The sequence below is a fragment of the Rhodoluna lacicola genome, assembly GCF_000699505.1.
GTDB classification, from domain to species: Bacteria; Actinomycetota; Actinomycetes; order Actinomycetales; family Microbacteriaceae; genus Rhodoluna; species Rhodoluna lacicola.
Map to the genome: position 1 here is coordinate 1376709 of NZ_CP007490.1, position 16858 is coordinate 1393566.

The following is a 16858-nucleotide window of genomic DNA, read 5'->3' on the forward strand; positions in this document are numbered from 1 at the left end:
CGGCCTAGCCCAGACCTGCCCAGTTGTTACCTTTTATTGAAGACGTGCTGCATAACCCACTGATGCATAGTGATGGCCGCTGCCGCCGAGGCGTTTATTGACCTGGTAGAGCCAAACTGGGTAATTTCAAGCACCACGTGGGCTGCCTCAATGGCGGCCTCGGATAGACCCGGACCCTCCTGGCCAAACAAAAGCACGCACTCTTCTGGAAGTGCGTATTCCTCGATCTTTTGGCAGCCGGGAACGTTGTCGATAGCAATTATTGGCAAATTGCGGTCCTTGGCCCAGGCAACGAACTCTTCAACGGTTGGGTGATGGCTAACGTGCTGGTAGCGATCGGTCACCATTGCGCCACGTCGGTTCCAGCGCCGATTGCCAATAATGTGAACCTCTTCGGCCAGGAATGCGTTTGCGGTTCTAACAATTGACCCGATGTTTAGATCGTGCTGCCAATTCTCGATCGCGACGTGATACTTGTGGCGGCGACGGTCAAGCTCGGCAACGATTGCCTCCATCTTCCAATAGCGAAATTTATCCAGCACATTTCTGGTGTCACCGTTTGTCAGTAACTCTGGGTCAAGAATCGAATCGGGGTTTGGTGCCTCCGGAGTACCGGCATCTTCTGGCCACTCCCCTTGCCAAGGACCAACGCCCCAGGTGGTGAGTTCCGGCGATGAGTTATCTTGCATGTGCTCGTTTTCTAAATTGCAAAGCGATGGCTGCTAACACTGCCGCTACGGTTGATGCAATCAACACGGCTAGTGTTCCCATAGATGCGATGTCTTCATTGCTCTTGAAAGCAAGTTCGTTTATCAAGAGTGAAACGGTGAATCCCACGCCCGCCAATATTCCTATGGTTGCAACATCCCACCACGACAACTCTTTAGCCAGCGATGCCTTGGTAAATCTGGCCATTAGCCAGGCGGTTCCCACTACCCCAAGTGGCTTACCAAGCACCAGACCAAAAATAATTCCAAGTGCAACCGATGAACCTGCGACGTCTTCAATTGAAAGACCCTGCACATAAACCCCGGCACTAAAGAATGCGAAGACTGGCACGGCAAATCCTGCTGAAATTGGGTGCACAGCGTGCATGACTTTATCGGATTGTTTTAGGTTCATCAGCAAACCCATTGCCACGCCGGCGACAGTCGCGTGTATGCCGCTCTCGTGAATCGTGTACCAAATAATTCCAGCCAGCGGCAAATAAAAATACCAGCCAGTTACATTCTTTTTTTGCAGCATGCCAAAGATAAAGAGTGCACCTGCGGCTACAGCCAGGGCAAGCAGGTTGAGTTGCGCGGTGTAGAAAATTGCAATCACAATAATTGCGCCCAGGTCATCAACCACGGCAAGGGTTAGTAGAAATGCTCGAAGTTCAATCGGAAGGGAGCGACCTGCAACCGCCAACACAGCAAGAGCGAAAGCAATGTCGGTGGCCATTGGAATACCCCAACCAGATGCGCTTGGCTGATTGAAATTAAACGCCGTGTAAATCACAGCCGGAAAAATCATGCCGCCAAGGGCAGCGGCGATTGGAACTGCTGCTACAGATTTGTCTCTGAGCGAGCCCACCACCAGTTCGTGCTTAAGTTCCATTCCGGCTACAAAAAAGAAGATAGCTAGCAAGCCATCTGCGGCCCATTTACCCAGGGATAATTCCAGGTGAAGATCAGCAAAACCAATCTTGTAATCCTTCAGGCTGCTGTAGGAACCAAAATCAAGGTTGGCCCAGATAATTGCAACCAATGCGGCGACCAACAACAAGATTCCACCGGTGGTTTCGTTGCGAAGTGCGTTGCCAAGCCAGCGAGTTTGACCCTTTGAGGCGCGTTCAAATAGCTTGGTTTTTCTCGACATGGCTTAAGCCTAGGTGAATTTCTGACTAGCCGGTTTGCTTCGCCGACTGCTGACTAGGGTGCTCTGTTAGCCTTGACGAATGGTAGATCGCAGCAAAATCACATCGTGGCTAACCGATATGGACGGCGTGCTGGTGCACGAAGGCCATGTACTTCCGGGGGCCGCCGAGCTTATTAGTAAGTGGCAGGCAGAAGACACTCCTTTCTTGGTGCTCACCAACAACTCCATCTACACGCCGCGTGATTTATCGGCCAGGCTTACCGCCGGTGGTCTGAATGTTCCTGAGGAGCGCATCTGGACCTCGGCGCTTGCCACCGCCGCGTTCCTCGACAAACAAATGCCAAAGGGCAGCGCGTATGTGATTGGCGAGACCGGTTTGACCCAGGCTCTGCACGACATTGGCTACACCCAAACAGACAACAACCCCGATTACGTGGTGCTTGGCGAGACACGCAACTTCAACTTTGAGAACCTGACCAAGGCCATTCGCCTGATCAATGCCGGTGCAAGATTTATTGCCACCAACCCCGATGCCACTGGCCCATCGGCCGATGGCCCGCTACCAGCTACCGGATCAGTTGCTGCCCTAATAACCAAGGCCACCGGAATGGAACCGTACATTGTTGGCAAACCAAACCCAATGATGTTCCGCAGCGCGATGCGCAAAATTGGTGCTCACTCGGAATCAACCGGCATGATTGGTGACCGCATGGATACTGACGTGGTTGCCGGAATCGAGGCCGGTTTGCACACCGTTCTGGTACTCACCGGAATTGCCGATGACGCCGAAATTAGAAAGTACCCATTCCGCCCAACCGAGATTCTTAACTCGGTCGCGGATCTCGTCTAGGAGTCCTAACCGGCAAACGATAACTGTTTATCAGTTTTCGTAATCAGCGGTGTTGATTTCCTTCATGTACTTACTGAAGGTAATCAACAGGCCTGCGAACGTTACGAAGCACGCCAAAAATAGGTAAACCGGTTGCACACCGAATGCATCAACGGCAACGCCAGCGAAGATCATTGAGATCATTGGGCCACCAGACCAAATCACCATTTCCAAACTGAATACGCGACCGCGCTTTGACGGTGGAATCTTGCGCTGGATCACGGTGTTCAAAAGCGGCATGAGTGGACCCCACACAGCTCCAAGAATTAGTCCAAAGAAAATCATGAATGCGTATGGCAGCAGGAACGACATTGGAATCATGCAACCGGCGATACCAAGAATTGCGATTCTAAAAATGGAGCTGTATTTGAATTTGCGAGCCAGGCGCTCAAAGGCAAGCGCGCCAAACACGGAAGCCCCGGCCATCGCCGAGAGCAACAGCCCAAGTCCCTGTGGATTATTGGTGCTGTTGAAGTAAGCCGGCAGCACAATCATCTCTGTTGGCAGATAGACCATCGCCAAAGTCATCACACCGGCAAGCAAAATAAACACCGATGGGGTCTTGAACAAAATTGTGAATCCTTCAAGCGCGTACTTGAAAAGATTCTTTTCCTCATCGTGATCTTCCTTGTGCTCAAGCGCCTTGATAGGAATCATGAACAAACCAGAAACGATGCAAAGCGCAGAGACAACATAGAAGGTGTTGTAAATACCAATCCAACCAATGCAGAAGGCCGCTATGGCTGGACCAAGTGCAAAGCCAGATGCAAACACTGCTTCTTGAATTGAGTTGGCGCGCTCAAGCGGCATCTTGGCAACGCGAGCGACATCGGGAACAAAAGATTTTCTTGCGCTACCAGAACCAGAACCAACTGTTGAACGAATTGTGCCAAGCACAATTAGCAGCGGCAAGGTCATGACCCAAATATTTGCCACGAACGGAATTAGCAAGGTGACCAGGCCGGTAAGAATTTCAATCCAGATTCCGGTAACTCGACGACCAAGCTTGTCAATGATTGAACCCATTACCGGGGCAAGCAGCAATCCTGGAATCGCAGTGATTGTGACAAGAATTCCAGCGCTGGTGGCCGAACCAGTTAGTTGAATCGCAAGCCATGGAAAAGCCATGAACACCATCGATCCAGCCATCACGCTGAGAATCGAAGAAATTTGCATGTAGACAAATGGTCTACGAGTTTTTAATTCGTGCGCGAAGTCATCGGTGCTATCTAGACCGGTGTTAGAAGTTGCTGCAGATTTTTTAGCGGAGCTCAAGGTCATCAAGACTTACCGCTGACAGATAACGGTAGCCAGCATCCCCGATCACTTTGTCGGCACCGGTGTCGCGATCAACCACGGTGGCGACCGCAACGATAATTGCGCCCGCTTCTTCAAGTGCCTTGGCAGCAGTCAACGGTGACCCGCCAGTTGTTGAGGTGTCCTCAACCACGATTACTTTTTTGCCCTTAACGTCTGGGCCCTCAACCTGGCGACCCATGCCGTGGGCCTTGGCGGCCTTGCGAACCACGAATGCGTCAATCGCACGGCCTCGCGCTGCAGCCTGGTGCATGATTGCGGTGGCAACTGGGTCTGCGCCCATGGTTAATCCGCCAACCGCGGCGAAATCGGTGATTCCGGCGGCGTCTAACATGTCTAGAACAACCTGCCCAATTAGGGGAGCGGCCTCGTGGTGCAGGGTGGCACGGCGAAGATCTACGTAGTAGTCGGCCTCAATACCGCTTGAAAGGGTTACCTTGCCATGCACAACGGCAAGCTCCTTGATTAGTTCAACAAGGCGCGGTTTTGCACTGGAAGTAAAGGTCATGTTGCCAGTTTACTTGGCAGCCTGCACCAGCCATTTAGGCTGTACTCATGCGCATCGCCACCCACAACGTAAATTCCATCCGCACACGCGTTGATCGTGTGGTTTCTTGGCTAGAGCGAACCAACACCGATGTCCTTGCCATGCAAGAGATCAAGTGCAAGCCAGATCAGTTTCCGTATAAGCAATTTGAGGACGCCGGCTACCAAATCACCATGCACGGCCTAAACCAGTGGAACGGCGTGGCCTTCGCCAGCAGAATTCCGGCCGAGGATGTGGAGATTGGCTTTAGCGGAATGCCAGCTTTTGGCAAAGAGGGAAAAGAAGCCGTCGAAGAAGCTCGTGCGATTGGTGCCACATTCAACGGCGTGCGTCTCTGGAGTTTGTATGTGCCGAACGGTCGCGAAATTGGCGACCCGCACTTTCACTACAAGCTTGACTGGCTTGACCGCTTGGCCGGCAACGTTGCCGAATGGGTTGAGCACGAACCTGATCAGCCGCTGGCACTGATGGGTGATTTCAACATTGCGCCCCTGGACACTGACGTCTGGAACATCGACGACTTCGCCGGATTGACTCACGTGACACCAGAAGAGCGCCAAGCCTTTGAAGCCTTTGAGCAAATTGGATTGCAAGATGTTGTTCGAGAAAGAATTCCCGATGGCTACACCTACTGGGATTACCAGCAACTTAGATTCCCCCGCAACGAGGGAATGCGAATTGACTTTATTTTGGGCTCCGAGCCTTTTGCCTCGCGCGTTACCTCTGCGGTGATTGATCGCGATGAGCGCAAAGGTGAAGCACCAAGTGATCACGTGCCCGTGGTCGTTGACATTGACTAGTTGATTTAGCGCTTAGCGCTTCAACCATTCTTTGCGCTCGCGTTCGCTCATCTTTTCAATTGCATAGCGCAACATGGTCCGTGGCATCCTGCCTACGTTTGCAGCTAGAAATTCTCGCAGCGCACCCAAGTCTTGCTTTCCCAATTCACGCAGCATCCAACCGCAGGCCTTGTGCATCAGATCGTGTGGATCATTCAAAAGTTTCTTGCAGAGGCGCAATGTGTCGTCCAGTTCAAATTCGCGAATAAAGGCAAAGGTAAACATCACCGCTGCACGACGTTCCCATAAGGATTCGCTTGCCGCAAGTTGGTCTAGCAACTTGGTGGTTCCTGGCCTGCCTAACAGATAGTAGCCAAGATAAGGCGCGGTTGAATCAATTAGATCCCAATTGTTGACTCGCTGGGAATAAAGATTCTTCATGTAGAAATCAAAGATCTCTTTCTGCACCTGCAAATCTAAAGACTTTGGGTGCTGTGCTTTTTTGAATCGGTAAATCAAAATCGCAAGCCCAACAAAACGCTCCTCGTGAATCTTGGAATCAAGCAACTTTTGAATTTCACTCAGTGGCAAGTCCTTGTGTGCTTTTGCCACCTCGCGCGAATCAGGAACTCGCACGCCAATAAACTCATCACCCTCGCCGTACTCACCTGGGCCGGCCTTGAAAAACCTTAGGTAATCACTGACCCGGTTCAGGCGTGCAAAAGCGGCCAGGTCCTTTTGAACACTGGCCGCCGTTGTCATGAAACTAAATTACTTGAGGTCTCCGATTACAACTAATCCGTCACCTTCAGCAGGCTTGAACTTATCGGTCTTCAACGGGTTCAACTTAACTCCCGAGGCCGGGTCGTGTTTTGAGCCCTTGAGGGTGCGGTAACCGATTACTGATTCACCGTGCGCACGTCCAATTGCAACCAGCTCGGCGAATTCAATTGACTTGCCCAGTGGTACGTAGTGTTCAATTGGGTTCACGTTTAGCGATGCACCCTCGGCGTCGAACAGGTCGTCGAATACTGGAGCCAGAGAAGGATTCTCAGAAACCTGAGCAATCAGCAGTGCCGCTAGGTTGTCACTAACCACCATGTCGTCGGCGGCTGCCACGCGGGCTAGCTCTGCCTTGCGGCTGTCAAGAATCTCGGCAACCAATCGGGTTGGCTCAACGCCGTTGCCTTTGGCCTCGAAAAGCTGGTTCATTTGCAGCATGGTCAACATGGTCTGCGCGTCGGCCTCTGTCTCGCTGATTGCCTCGCGGTAGCCAAGAATAATGACCTCGTTGTACTTCTTTGCGGCAGCCGCGGCAATTAACTCATCAATGTCACCAGACACCGATGCGTGAGTCACCTTGATGTTTGAGCCAAACTTCAAGCTCTTTAGTTCCTCCGGTGCAACGTGCTTCTTTTCGGCAACGATGTGCACGGTTGAACCCTTTGGCAAGAACTGCGCCAACTCAGAAACTACCGAGCGACCCATCGAAGACCAACCAATGAACAGCAGGTGCTCTGGTTTACGAACCGGTGCCTTGTGCGCAGGAATTTTCTTCTTGGCAATGTCGTCACGCACTCCGGTGTAGACAATCTTGTCGTCGTCTTGCGCGATCGCAATAATCTTCGAACCCGCACCGATTTTTGAATTCTGCGCTGGGTTGATGTGTGTCTTCCCCTTGCCATCAACAACACCAATAACGCTTGCGCCGTTGAATGCCAGAAGTGCATCTGCGTAAGTCTTGCCAACTAGAGCCGGAACGTCGGCAAAGTAAATTTCATCGCCGGAAAAATCAAGCAGATCCAAAGTGACCGCTGCAAGACCTGGCTGACGAGAAGCCTGTGCGGTCACGCGTGCGATCACATCGTGTGAACGAACGGCAATTACTTGACCCTTGGTTGCGGTGCTGATTGCCTCAGCGGTGTTCGCATCATCAAGTTCTGCAATGATTCGAGTTGATGCGTTGGCATTAACCGCCTTAACCGCAAGAACGGTTGACACCACGGTTGCATCACCAGATTCGTCGGCATCAAGAATGATGATTGACTTTGCGCTTGAAACATTTGCACGCTTTAAATCTTCTGGGTTTGTCACATCACCGGTTCGAGTGATTACTTTTAACTTTCCAAGGTTTGGAACGCGTGAAGCAATTTCAGCATCCATCACTGCACGTGCGGTGCCAGCAAAAATTACAACGCGTGGCTTGCGAATGTTCTCGTTTGCAATTGCAAGTTCAGAAAGGATCGGGAACACGCGGTTTGACCAACCAAGAATCAAAGTGTGTCCTGATTCGATAACTGCGCTCTTACCTTCTTTTAGGCGGGCAACAGCGCGTGTGATTGCCGCTGAGATAAAACCGATTACAGCACCGGAGATTGCAATTCCGATGGCCCAGTAAATAAAGTTGACAATCTGAGCGCCCCAGGCATCGGTGCTTCCAATTCCAAGAATCTTGGTGAAGGCTGCCCAGTAGCTAAAGAAGTAGCTGGCTGGATCAAGCGGCGTGTTCAGTGGCTGAACTGCAGCGATTGCCGCCTGAACAGCTGTCATGGCAAACGCCAACACCACGATTGCTATAAATACGTATCCAACAAAGGCGCCCGCTCTTGAAAGCGAGTTATCAAAGTTGTAGCGCAACTTGGTGCGCAAACTTACCTTGGTTGCTTTTGGAGCTTCAGGTTCACCCTGAGCGCCTTGGCCATATGAGCGAGTTTCGGTGTTTTCAGACATAACCGAAAGTTTACTTAAATGTCCCCTGGGCTTACCTCTAGCTGAACTCCATCTTCGGAAACGTCCACTTTTACGAACGAACCGTCGTGGATATCACCTGCCAACAGAAGGTTGGCTAGCTTGTCGTCAATCTGCTGTTGCATCAGGCGGCGCAGCGGGCGGGCTCCATAAATTGGGTCATACCCTTTATCTGCCAACCAAGCGCGCGCTGCCGGAGTCACGGCTAACTGCAAGCGGCGCTGCTCCAATCGGTGTGCCAAACGATCAATGTTCAACTCCACAATCTGACCCAGCTCGCTGCGGTCCAGGGCGGTGAAAATCACGATGTCGTCAAGGCGGTTCAAAAACTCCGGCTTGAAGTGTGCCCGAACCATGGTCATCACACCATCGCGTTTTTGCTCTGCGGTTAGCTCCTGATCAATCAAGAACTGCGAGCCAAGATTAGAAGTCATGATCAAGATCACATTTTTGAAATCAACCACGCGGCCCTGGCCATCGGTTAGTCGCCCGTCATCTAGCACTTGAAGCAAGACATCAAATACTTCTGGGTGTGCCTTTTCAACTTCATCAAGCAAAACCACAGAGTAAGGGCGTCGACGAACGGCCTCTGTTAATTGGCCGCCCTCCTCATAACCGATATATCCCGGCGGTGCACCAAGCAAGCGAGATACGGAGTGCTTCTCACCGTATTCACTCATGTCGATGCGAACCATTGCTTTTTCATCGTCAAACAAAAATTCCGCAAGTGACTTGGCAAGTTCCGTTTTACCAACACCGGTTGGACCAAGGAACATAAATGAACCGGTTGGTCTTGATGGGTCGCTAATGCCGGCCTTGGTTCTGCGCACTGCATCAGAAACAGACTTGACTGCAACCTTCTGGCCGATGAGTCGCTTGCCAAGCTCTGCTTCAAGATTTAGAAGTTTCTGTGATTCGCCGGCAAGCAATCTGCCGGTTGGAATTCCAGTCCAGGCACTAACCACCGCGGCGATGTCATCTTCACCAACTTGGTCATTGACCATGCGATCGGTGTTTTCTGATTCAGCCGTCTCGGTTGCTACAAGCTCTTTCTCTAGAGCAGGAATATCACCGTACAAAAGTTTTGAGGCGCGCTCTAAGTTGCCCTCGCGCTGTGCGCGCTCGGCCTCTATACGAAGTCCATCAAGTTTGGTTTTTAGTTCACCAACCTTGTTGAGTTCTGCGCGCTCCTTTGCCCAACGTTCGTTGAGTTCGTCAAGTCGCTTGGATTTATCGGCAAGGTCTTCGCGAAGTTTTTCAAGACGTTCCTTTGAGGCGTCGTCTTTTTCTTTCTTTAGCGCAAGCTCTTCCAACTTCAAGCGATCAACCTGACGGCGCAGTTCATCTATCTCAATCGGCGCCGAGTCAATTTCCATACGCAAACGAGAGGCCGCTTCATCAATCAGGTCAATTGCCTTGTCGGGCAACTGGCGCGAAGGAATGTATCGGTTTGAAAGTGTTGCAGCGGCAACCAGTGCGGCATCTGCAATCGCTACCTTGTGGTGAGCTTCGTATCGTTCTTTCAGACCGCGCAAAATAGCGATGGTGTCAACGACGCTTGGTTCGCCAACGTAAACCTGCTGAAAGCGGCGTTCAAGGGCGGGGTCTTTTTCAATTCGTTCGCGGAACTCATCTAGCGTGGTGGCGCCAATTAAACGCAACTCACCGCGAGCCAACATTGGCTTGAGCATGTTGGATGCGTCTTGGCCATCTGCAGCACCGGCACCAACCAGAGTGTGCAGCTCATCAATAAAAGTGATGATGCCGCCCTCGCTGGCGTTGATCTCGGCAAGCACTGCCTTTAGGCGCTCTTCAAATTCACCCCGATACTTAGCGCCGGCAACCATGGCGGCCAGATCCAAGCTAATCAGTTGCTTGCCCTTTAGGCTCTCTGGCACATCCCCGGCAACGATTCGCTGCGCAAGGCCCTCAACCACGGCTGTTTTACCTACGCCAGGCTCACCGATTAGCACCGGGTTGTTCTTGGTTCGGCGACTTAGCACCTGAGAGACGCGGCGGATCTCGGCGTCACGGCCAATCACTGGGTCTAGTTTTCCTGACTTAGCGATCTCGGTGAGATTCACACCGAACTGCTCCAGCGCAGACTTCTGTTCTTCTTGTTGCATGTTTGGTTGGTTCATTTTGTACCTCCTAGCGCGGGGCTACCGCGCCCGCCAAAGCACTACCGAGGTGTGCTTCGACGGTCTCTTACCGCGAGCGAGAGACTCTACTCCTTGATCACCCGCTGCAAAAACGCGTGCTCCAGGGCGGTTCATTAATTCATTGGCAAGCGCCTGTTCAAGATCTCGAACCCGCGCTGCAAGTTCCGAGTTTTGGTTTTCAAGTTCCAAAATTCTTCGGATGCCTTCAAGGCTTACGCCCTCGGCAGAAAGTCGCGCAATTTCTCTAAGTTGCGCAACGTTTCGCATTGTGTAGCGACGAGACTTTCCTCCGGTGCGACCTGGAGTGACCAAACCAATTCGGTCATAGTCACGCAAAGTCTGCGGATGCATCTGCGCTAATTCAGCGGCAACACCGATGGCAAACAGCGGAGTGTTTTCATCAAGTTGTTCCATGCTGCACCTCCTAGAGGAGTCCGGCCTTGTTTAAAAGTTCTTCGCGCGGATCTTCTTGCGGCAAAAGTTCCTCGAAGGCCTCTAGCGCTTTTTTGGCTTTGTCACTGATGTGACTTGGCACGGCAATCTCAACGGTGGCTAGCAAATCGCCTTCGCTCTTTGCTGTTACAACACCGCGACCCTTCACACGAAGCACACGACCGTTTGGAGTGCCCGGTGCAACTTTAAGTTTCACCGGTTCGCCACCAAGAGTTGGCACCTGAATGGTTGCACCAAGTACAGCTTCAGAAAAAGTTACCGGAACTGTCACGCGCAGATTATTTCCGTCACGTGAAAAAACCGGATGTGGTTTTACCGTCACAGAAATAATTAGGTCACCGGCTGGTCCACCGTTTGGTGATTGCTGACCCTTACCCGCAATCTTGATTTTCTGACCGTCTTGTACTCCGGCAGGAATCTTGATTGTGGTTTCACCAGAGCCAAGTCTGACTTTTAGTTGAGTGCCTTTTACGCCATCTATAAAGTCAAGAGTTGTGCTCATGGTTAGGTCGGCGCCACGTTGTGGTCCGCGGTTGAATCCGCCGCCGCCACCAAACAAGTTGGCAAACACGTCTTCAAAACCGCCGCCGCCAAAGTTGGCTCCACCAGGGTAACCGCCTTGGAATCCACCGGGGCCGCCGGTGAATCTAGCGCCACTTCCCATCGCGCGAACTTGATCGTACTCTTCGCGTTCTTTTTTGTCAGAGAGAACCGAATAGGCCTCGCTGATTTCTTTGAACTTCGCCTCAGCCTTGGCATCACCCGGATTGGTATCGGGGTGATACTGGCGTGAGAGCTTGCGATAGACCTTCTTCAGTTCTGCATCCGACACGTCTTTAGATACGCCAAGGACTTTATAGAAATCCTTGTCGAACCAGTCTTGACTTGCCATTTACATCACCTCTTTTAGGCAGGAATATTTACGGCGACCATTGCTGGTCGAAGAAGTCGTTCGCCAAGCATGTAGCCTGGCTCAACGACATCGGCAACTACGTTTTCAGTGACCTCAGCTGACGGGTTCTGCACCAAAGCGTTATGGATCTCTGGGTCAAACTTGTCGCCCTTTTCACCAAACTGCTTTAGTCCAAACTTGTCACCGGCATTCCGCAACTTGGCAACCACTGCGGCAAACGGTGAGCCCTCTAGGTCTCCGTGTGCCTCGGCGCGAGTTAGGTCATCTAGTGCAGGAAGCATCGCGCGCAGAACCTCGGCAATCGCGGCGCTTCTTGCAACATCTCGGTCACGCTCAACGCGCGCCTTGTAGTTCACAAACTCGGCCTGCAGACGCTGGAGATCAGCAAGAAGCTCGGCCTCTTTGCTGATCGGGCCAGTCTCGTCTACAAGGTCCGCTAATGCCTGATCAATCTCGTCCGCTTCGGCAGCAGGAGAATCTGGTGAAGGAGACTGGGTCTCCTCCGAGCCAGTGTTCTCCTGGGCCGCAGCGTCCTGAAACTCCTCAGGCATTACTTCTTAGCTTCTTCGGTCTCGTCGTCAACAACTTCAGCGTCAACAACATCTTCAGCATTTGCCTCTGTTGCTGCTTCGCCCTCAGCTGGCTGCGCTGCATAAATTGCCTCGCCCAACTTCTGCTGTGACTCGTTTAGCTTTTCAACTGCGGCCTTTACAGCGTCAATGTCTTCTCCGGCGAGCGCAGTCTTCAGAGCGTCAACGTCTGCCTGAACAGTGGTCTTCACATCTTCAGGTAGCTTCTCGTCGTTCTCTTTGATCAGCTTCTCGATCTGGTAAACAAGACTCTCTGCCTGGTTGCGAGTGTCGGCTTCTTCGCGACGCTTCTTGTCTTCAGCAGCGTGCTCTTCACCTTCGCGAACCATGCGCTCGATGTCTTCCTTTGAAAGTGAAGATCCACCGGTGATGGTCACAGATGCTTCCTTACCGGTTCCCTTGTCTTTCGCAGATACGTGCACGATACCGTTGGCGTCGATGTCGAAGGTCACTTCAATCTGTGGCACACCGCGTGGTGCTGGTGCGATGCCGCTTAGGTCAAAGTTTCCAAGTGACTTATTGTCGCGAACGAATTCACGCTCACCCTGGTAAACCTGAATAGACACCGATGGCTGGTTGTCATCAGCAGTTGTGAAAGTTTCAGAACGCTTGGTTGGAATCGCAGTGTTGCGCTCGATCAACTTAGTCATGATGCCACCCTTGGTTTCAATACCAAGTGATAGTGGAGTCACGTCAATAAGTAGAACGTCTTTACGCTCACCCTTTAGAACACCAGCCTGAAGCGATGCACCAACTGCAACAACTTCATCGGGGTTAACGCCCTTGTTTGGTTCCTTACCACCGGTAAGTGACTTTACAAGCTCGGTAACTGCAGGCATGCGAGTTGAACCACCAACAAGAACAACGTGTGCAATGTCGCCAACCTTTACACCGGCTTCCTTGATTACATCGTTGAATGGCTTGCGAGTGCGCTCAAGCAAATCGTTTGTCATCTGCTCAAACTGTGCGCGAGTCAATGTCTCGTCCAAGTTTGCTGGGCCATTCTCAGTCAGCGATAGGTATGGCAACTGAATGTTTGCCGACATGCTCTGTGACAATTCTTTCTTCGCCTGCTCAGCTGCTTCTTTCAAACGCTGAAGTGCAATCTTGTCTTTTGATACGTCAACGCCAGAAGTTTCCTTGAACTTCTTAACTAGGTGATCAACGATGCGCTGGTCCCAGTCGTCTCCACCAAGGCGGTTGTCACCCGATGTTGCGCGAACCTGAATAGTTGAGAAGCCTTCATCTTTTCCAACCTCAAGAAGTGAAACGTCAAATGTTCCACCACCAAGGTCAAATACAAGAATTAGTTCGTCTTCTTTACCCTTGTCCAAACCGTAGGCAAGTGCAGCCGCGGTTGGCTCGTTGATGATACGAAGAACGTTTAGACCTGCGATCTCACCGGCATCCTTAGTTGCCTGACGCTCAGCGTCGTTGAAGTAAGCAGGAACGGTGATAACGGCGTCGGTAACTGCCTCGCCAAGGTAGGTCTCTGCGTCGCGCTTTAGCTTTGCCAAAATGCGGGCGCTGATCTCCTGCGGGGTGTACTTCTTGTCGTCTACGTTGAAGGTCCAGTCGGTTCCCATGTGACGCTTCACCGATGCGATGGTGCGGTCAACGTTGGTCACTGCCTGGCGCTTAGCGGTCTCGCCCACTAGAACTTCGCCATCCTTGGTGAAAGCCACGATTGACGGGGTGGTGCGGAAACCCTCAGCGTTAGCGATAACAGTTGGTTCGCCACCTTCAAGCACCGATACGGCGCTGTTGGTGGTTCCTAGGTCAATACCTACTGCACGAGCCATGGTTTGTCTCCTTTTTTGTCCAAATATGGCCCAACTTGAGCCGATTTGACTCAAGTTTCACACTTTGATCCAAACCTGTCAAGTATTCTCAGGAAAATCTAAGTCTTCTCGACTCAAGTTTCGGGTGGCTGGAAACCCAATTGACGGGTCTCCCGGTGCTTCGCAATGTCGACCCGTCTAATTGCGTCTTCCAGCCGAACAATAAATCAGGCCGATGAACCTACATGTTGTAACCCTGCACAAGTAATCTGTAGCAATGAGCAAAGTGGCTAAAGCAACCAGGGTAAAAATTCGCGGCACATTTTCGTGGGCCCTGTGGGACTGGGCACAGCAGCCTTACCCCACCCTCATGCAGACCTTTATCTTTCCGGTCTACCTGGCCAGCGCCGTGGCAACCATGGATCAAAAGCCCGATGTGCAGCTTGGCCTAGCCACCACAATCGCGGGGTTGGTTCTTGCTCTCACCGCACCGGTTATCGGTCGTCGTTCTGATGAAGCGGGCCGTCGCAAGTTTTGGCTGATGCTCAATACATATGTATTGGTAATCATCACCGCGCTGAGTTTCTTTATTGAACCCAAACCAGAATTCTTCATCTTTGGTTTGATTCTTTACGGTCTGGGTAGTTTCGTTCAAGAAACCGCATTCATTAATTACTACGCAATGCTCTCGAGCGTTTCGACTCCAAAAACCATTGGACGAATTTCTGGTTACGCCTGGGGACTAGGTTACGCCGGCGGAATTATTTTGCTTCTAATTGCACTAATTGGTTTTGTACTTCCAGATGTTGCCTGGTTTGGTATTCCGCAAGAAGATGCACTGCCAGTGCGTTCAGTATTTTTGTTTGCAGCAATTTGGATTGCAGTCTTCTCAATTCCAATGATGCTTCGCGTTCCAGAAACCAAGCGCAAGACCAGCTATGAAAAAATGAGTGTGGTTGCTGCTTACAAACAAACCATTCGTGAAATTGGTACCTTGCGTAAGCAAGCGCCAGAGACTTTCAAGTTCTTAATTTCATCAGCAATTTATCGCGATGGTCTAGCCGGTGTATTTACTTTTGGTGCGGTGCTTGGAACCCTGGCCTTTGGTTTTGATCAGACATCAATTATTTTCTTTGGTATTGCCGGCAATCTTGTAGCCGGTATCGGCGCTGCAGTTGGCGGTCGTCTTGATGACCTTCTTGGTTCGCGCACAATCATCGTTGCTTCACTGATTGGTTTGATCGTTGCCGGAACCGGTGTGTTTGTATTTGCGGGTGCCGGGCCAATCACCTACTGGATTGGCGGATTAATTCTTTGCCTATTCGTTGGTCCTGCGCAGGCATCATCAAGAACTTTTGTTTCTCGCTTTGCACCAGCTGGTCGCGAAGGTGAGGTATTTGGTATGTATCAACTAACCGGTCGTGCAGTCAGCTTCTTGTCTGGCACCATGTGGAGCTTAGCGATTTCATTGTCGTTTGTGTTTGGCGTTGAAAAGAACAACACCGTCTGGGGCATCTGGGGGCTGATGTTGATCCTGCTAGTTGGTTTGATCTTGCTGCTTCGCGTTGATCCAAAACCTAAGGTCGCAGAAACGATCTAATTAGCCAAAGAGTTTTTCGGCAAGCACCTCACCGGGCTTAAATCCCGCGGCAATTGCAAACACCGATGAACCTATCGGGGTGGTCCACTTATTCAGTAGATCAAATTTGGCCAGGCGCTGCTGCACCGGCAAGTACTGCTTAGTTAGGTCTTTGGCGTAGGCGGTCCAAAGCAAACCCGACTCCAGCTCTTTAGCCTGTTCATCAAGCACCTGATAGTTGAATGGGCGCCTAAAGAAAATCTCGTCCGGGTTCTGCGCCGAGGCACGACGAATGTGTGCGAACGGCGGAATTACCTGAAGGCCATCTGCTCGCGTCGCTTCAAAATCGATTGGGTCGCGCTCATTCTTTTTTCCAAGCGGAGCACCCGAATCTAGATGGCGACCAATCACTTCTTCTTTCTCAGTACGGCCAAGCATGTTCCATGTATTCAAGTTCATTTTGATGCGGCGCAGCACAAGTTGTGTTCCACCAATCGCCCACTCAGGTCCATCGCTAATCCAAACGCGATTGGCAAAATCATCGCTACCGATTTCTGGATTGTCTGTGCCGTCAACCTGGCCCATTAGATTTCGTTGAGTGGTTCCCGCTGGCAAAGTACCAACCGCTTGAGTAAAACCACTCTGCAACCAGCGTAGGTTTGCAAAGTATTCACTGTCATTGATTAAGTTGCGAGTGATGTGGCTAAGGAGTTGCAGATCATCGGCACCAACGTGTATCAACACATCGCCATCGCTAATTTTTTTATCAAGTTCGTCAATTGCAAAACTTGGGAGTTGCGCAAAACCGGCAGGAAGCTGATCTTGCAAATTGAATTTTTCAAATACACCGGGGCCAAAGCCAACTGTGATGGTTAGGTTTGCTGCACCAACCACAAGCTCCGGTGCCGGATCAGCAAGGGCTGCAACACCGTTACACATGCGCGAGATGTCATCGGTGAGAATAACCATCCAGCGCAGCATGTCACTTTTTGTAATTCCGGCTTTCAGATCAAGCGCAATAAAATTTGTGTGTGCCTGCGGATGTGATTCCACACCCGCCTGGTGGTCACCGCTCCACGCCGTTTTACTTTTGGCTAGTTTTGTTTCACTGGCAAGTTCTGCGGCCGCATACCCCTTGCGATATTCTTCGGCCGCTGCTGCACCAGAAATAGTTGCCGCGACTCCTGCTCCGGTTGCGGCAACGGAGCCTAGAAGTATTTGTCGACGAGTCAGCAATTAC

General features: G+C 51.4%; 15 protein-coding genes. 3 read left to right on the forward strand and 12 right to left on the reverse strand.

The window, feature by feature from the left end:
- Nucleotides 1-26: 26 nt before the first annotated feature.
- Both RHOLA_RS06695 and nhaA read right to left on the reverse strand, forming a co-directional pair.
- Nucleotides 27-689 carry a TrmH family RNA methyltransferase gene (locus RHOLA_RS06695; protein ID WP_038503363.1) on the reverse strand — a complete coding sequence of 221 codons (663 nt, stop codon included), beginning with the start codon at nt 687-689 and terminating at the stop codon, nt 27-29.
- Entirely contained in the window at nt 679-1860 is a 1182-nt protein-coding gene (nhaA, locus tag RHOLA_RS06700) for a Na+/H+ antiporter NhaA (RefSeq protein WP_051636366.1), read from the reverse strand. The genes RHOLA_RS06695 and nhaA overlap by 11 nt, the downstream gene beginning before the upstream one ends.
- Before the next feature lie 79 nt (nt 1861-1939).
- Here nhaA and RHOLA_RS06705 point away from each other — a divergent pair, with 79 nt between their 5' ends.
- Nucleotides 1940-2710: an HAD-IIA family hydrolase gene (locus RHOLA_RS06705; protein WP_038503365.1), complete on the forward strand. Its 771-nt coding sequence runs from the start codon at nt 1940-1942 to the stop codon at nt 2708-2710.
- Nucleotides 2711-2740: 30 nt separating this feature from the next.
- On the opposite strand, the gene RHOLA_RS06710 is transcribed toward RHOLA_RS06705, so the two are convergent.
- Both RHOLA_RS06710 and pyrE read right to left on the reverse strand, forming a co-directional pair.
- Nucleotides 2741-4024, reverse strand: coding sequence for an MFS transporter (locus RHOLA_RS06710; RefSeq protein ID WP_158384515.1), 1284 nt, complete (start codon nt 4022-4024; stop codon nt 2741-2743).
- Nucleotides 4011-4574: an orotate phosphoribosyltransferase gene (pyrE, locus tag RHOLA_RS06715; protein ID WP_038503371.1), complete on the reverse strand. Its 564-nt coding sequence runs from the start codon at nt 4572-4574 to the stop codon at nt 4011-4013. The genes RHOLA_RS06710 and pyrE overlap by 14 nt, the downstream gene beginning before the upstream one ends.
- A 47-nt stretch (nt 4575-4621) precedes the next feature.
- On the opposite strand from pyrE, the gene RHOLA_RS06720 reads away from it, so the two are divergent.
- Entirely contained in the window at nt 4622-5413 is a 792-nt protein-coding gene (locus RHOLA_RS06720) for an exodeoxyribonuclease III (protein ID WP_038503372.1), read from the forward strand.
- Nucleotides 5414-5425: 12 nt separating this feature from the next.
- On the opposite strand, the gene RHOLA_RS06725 is transcribed toward RHOLA_RS06720, so the two are convergent.
- From RHOLA_RS06725 to dnaK, 7 genes are read right to left on the reverse strand one after another with little or no spacing between them, the layout of a single operon-like run.
- Complete coding sequence (locus RHOLA_RS06725; RefSeq protein WP_038503374.1) at nt 5426-6154, reverse strand: DNA alkylation repair protein; 729 nt, start codon at nt 6152-6154, stop codon at nt 5426-5428.
- Nucleotides 6155-6163: 9 nt separating this feature from the next.
- Nucleotides 6164-8122 (reverse strand): CASTOR/POLLUX-related putative ion channel, encoded by a 1959-nt coding sequence (locus RHOLA_RS06730; protein WP_038503376.1) that lies wholly within the window; start codon nt 8120-8122, stop codon nt 6164-6166.
- Between the two features lie 14 nt (nt 8123-8136).
- Nucleotides 8137-10281 carry an ATP-dependent Clp protease ATP-binding subunit gene (locus tag RHOLA_RS06735; RefSeq protein WP_084321458.1) on the reverse strand — a complete coding sequence of 715 codons (2145 nt, stop codon included), beginning with the start codon at nt 10279-10281 and terminating at the stop codon, nt 8137-8139.
- A gap of 21 nt (nt 10282-10302) precedes the next feature.
- On the reverse strand, nt 10303-10716 hold the full coding sequence (locus tag RHOLA_RS06740; protein WP_038503379.1) for a heat shock protein transcriptional repressor HspR: 414 nt from the start codon (nt 10714-10716) through the stop codon (nt 10303-10305).
- A gap of 10 nt (nt 10717-10726) precedes the next feature.
- Nucleotides 10727-11647 (reverse strand): DnaJ C-terminal domain-containing protein, encoded by a 921-nt coding sequence (locus RHOLA_RS06745; RefSeq protein WP_038503380.1) that lies wholly within the window; start codon nt 11645-11647, stop codon nt 10727-10729.
- 14 nt (nt 11648-11661) lie between these two features.
- Nucleotides 11662-12219, reverse strand: coding sequence for a nucleotide exchange factor GrpE (locus tag RHOLA_RS06750; protein WP_084321460.1), 558 nt, complete (start codon nt 12217-12219; stop codon nt 11662-11664).
- Complete coding sequence (gene dnaK, locus RHOLA_RS06755; protein WP_038503384.1) at nt 12219-14060, reverse strand: molecular chaperone DnaK; 1842 nt, start codon at nt 14058-14060, stop codon at nt 12219-12221. The genes RHOLA_RS06750 and dnaK overlap by 1 nt, the downstream gene beginning before the upstream one ends.
- 256 nt (nt 14061-14316) lie before the next feature.
- Between dnaK and RHOLA_RS06760 the strand changes: the two genes are divergently transcribed.
- Nucleotides 14317-15639, forward strand: coding sequence for an MFS transporter (locus tag RHOLA_RS06760; protein ID WP_038503385.1), 1323 nt, complete (start codon nt 14317-14319; stop codon nt 15637-15639).
- Here RHOLA_RS06760 and RHOLA_RS06765 read toward each other — a convergent pair whose 3' ends face one another.
- Nucleotides 15640-16854, reverse strand: a complete 1215-nt coding sequence (locus RHOLA_RS06765; RefSeq protein WP_038503387.1) for a Dyp-type peroxidase — start codon at nt 16852-16854, stop codon at nt 15640-15642. It lies immediately after the preceding gene.
- Nucleotides 16855-16858: the final 4 nt, after the last annotated feature.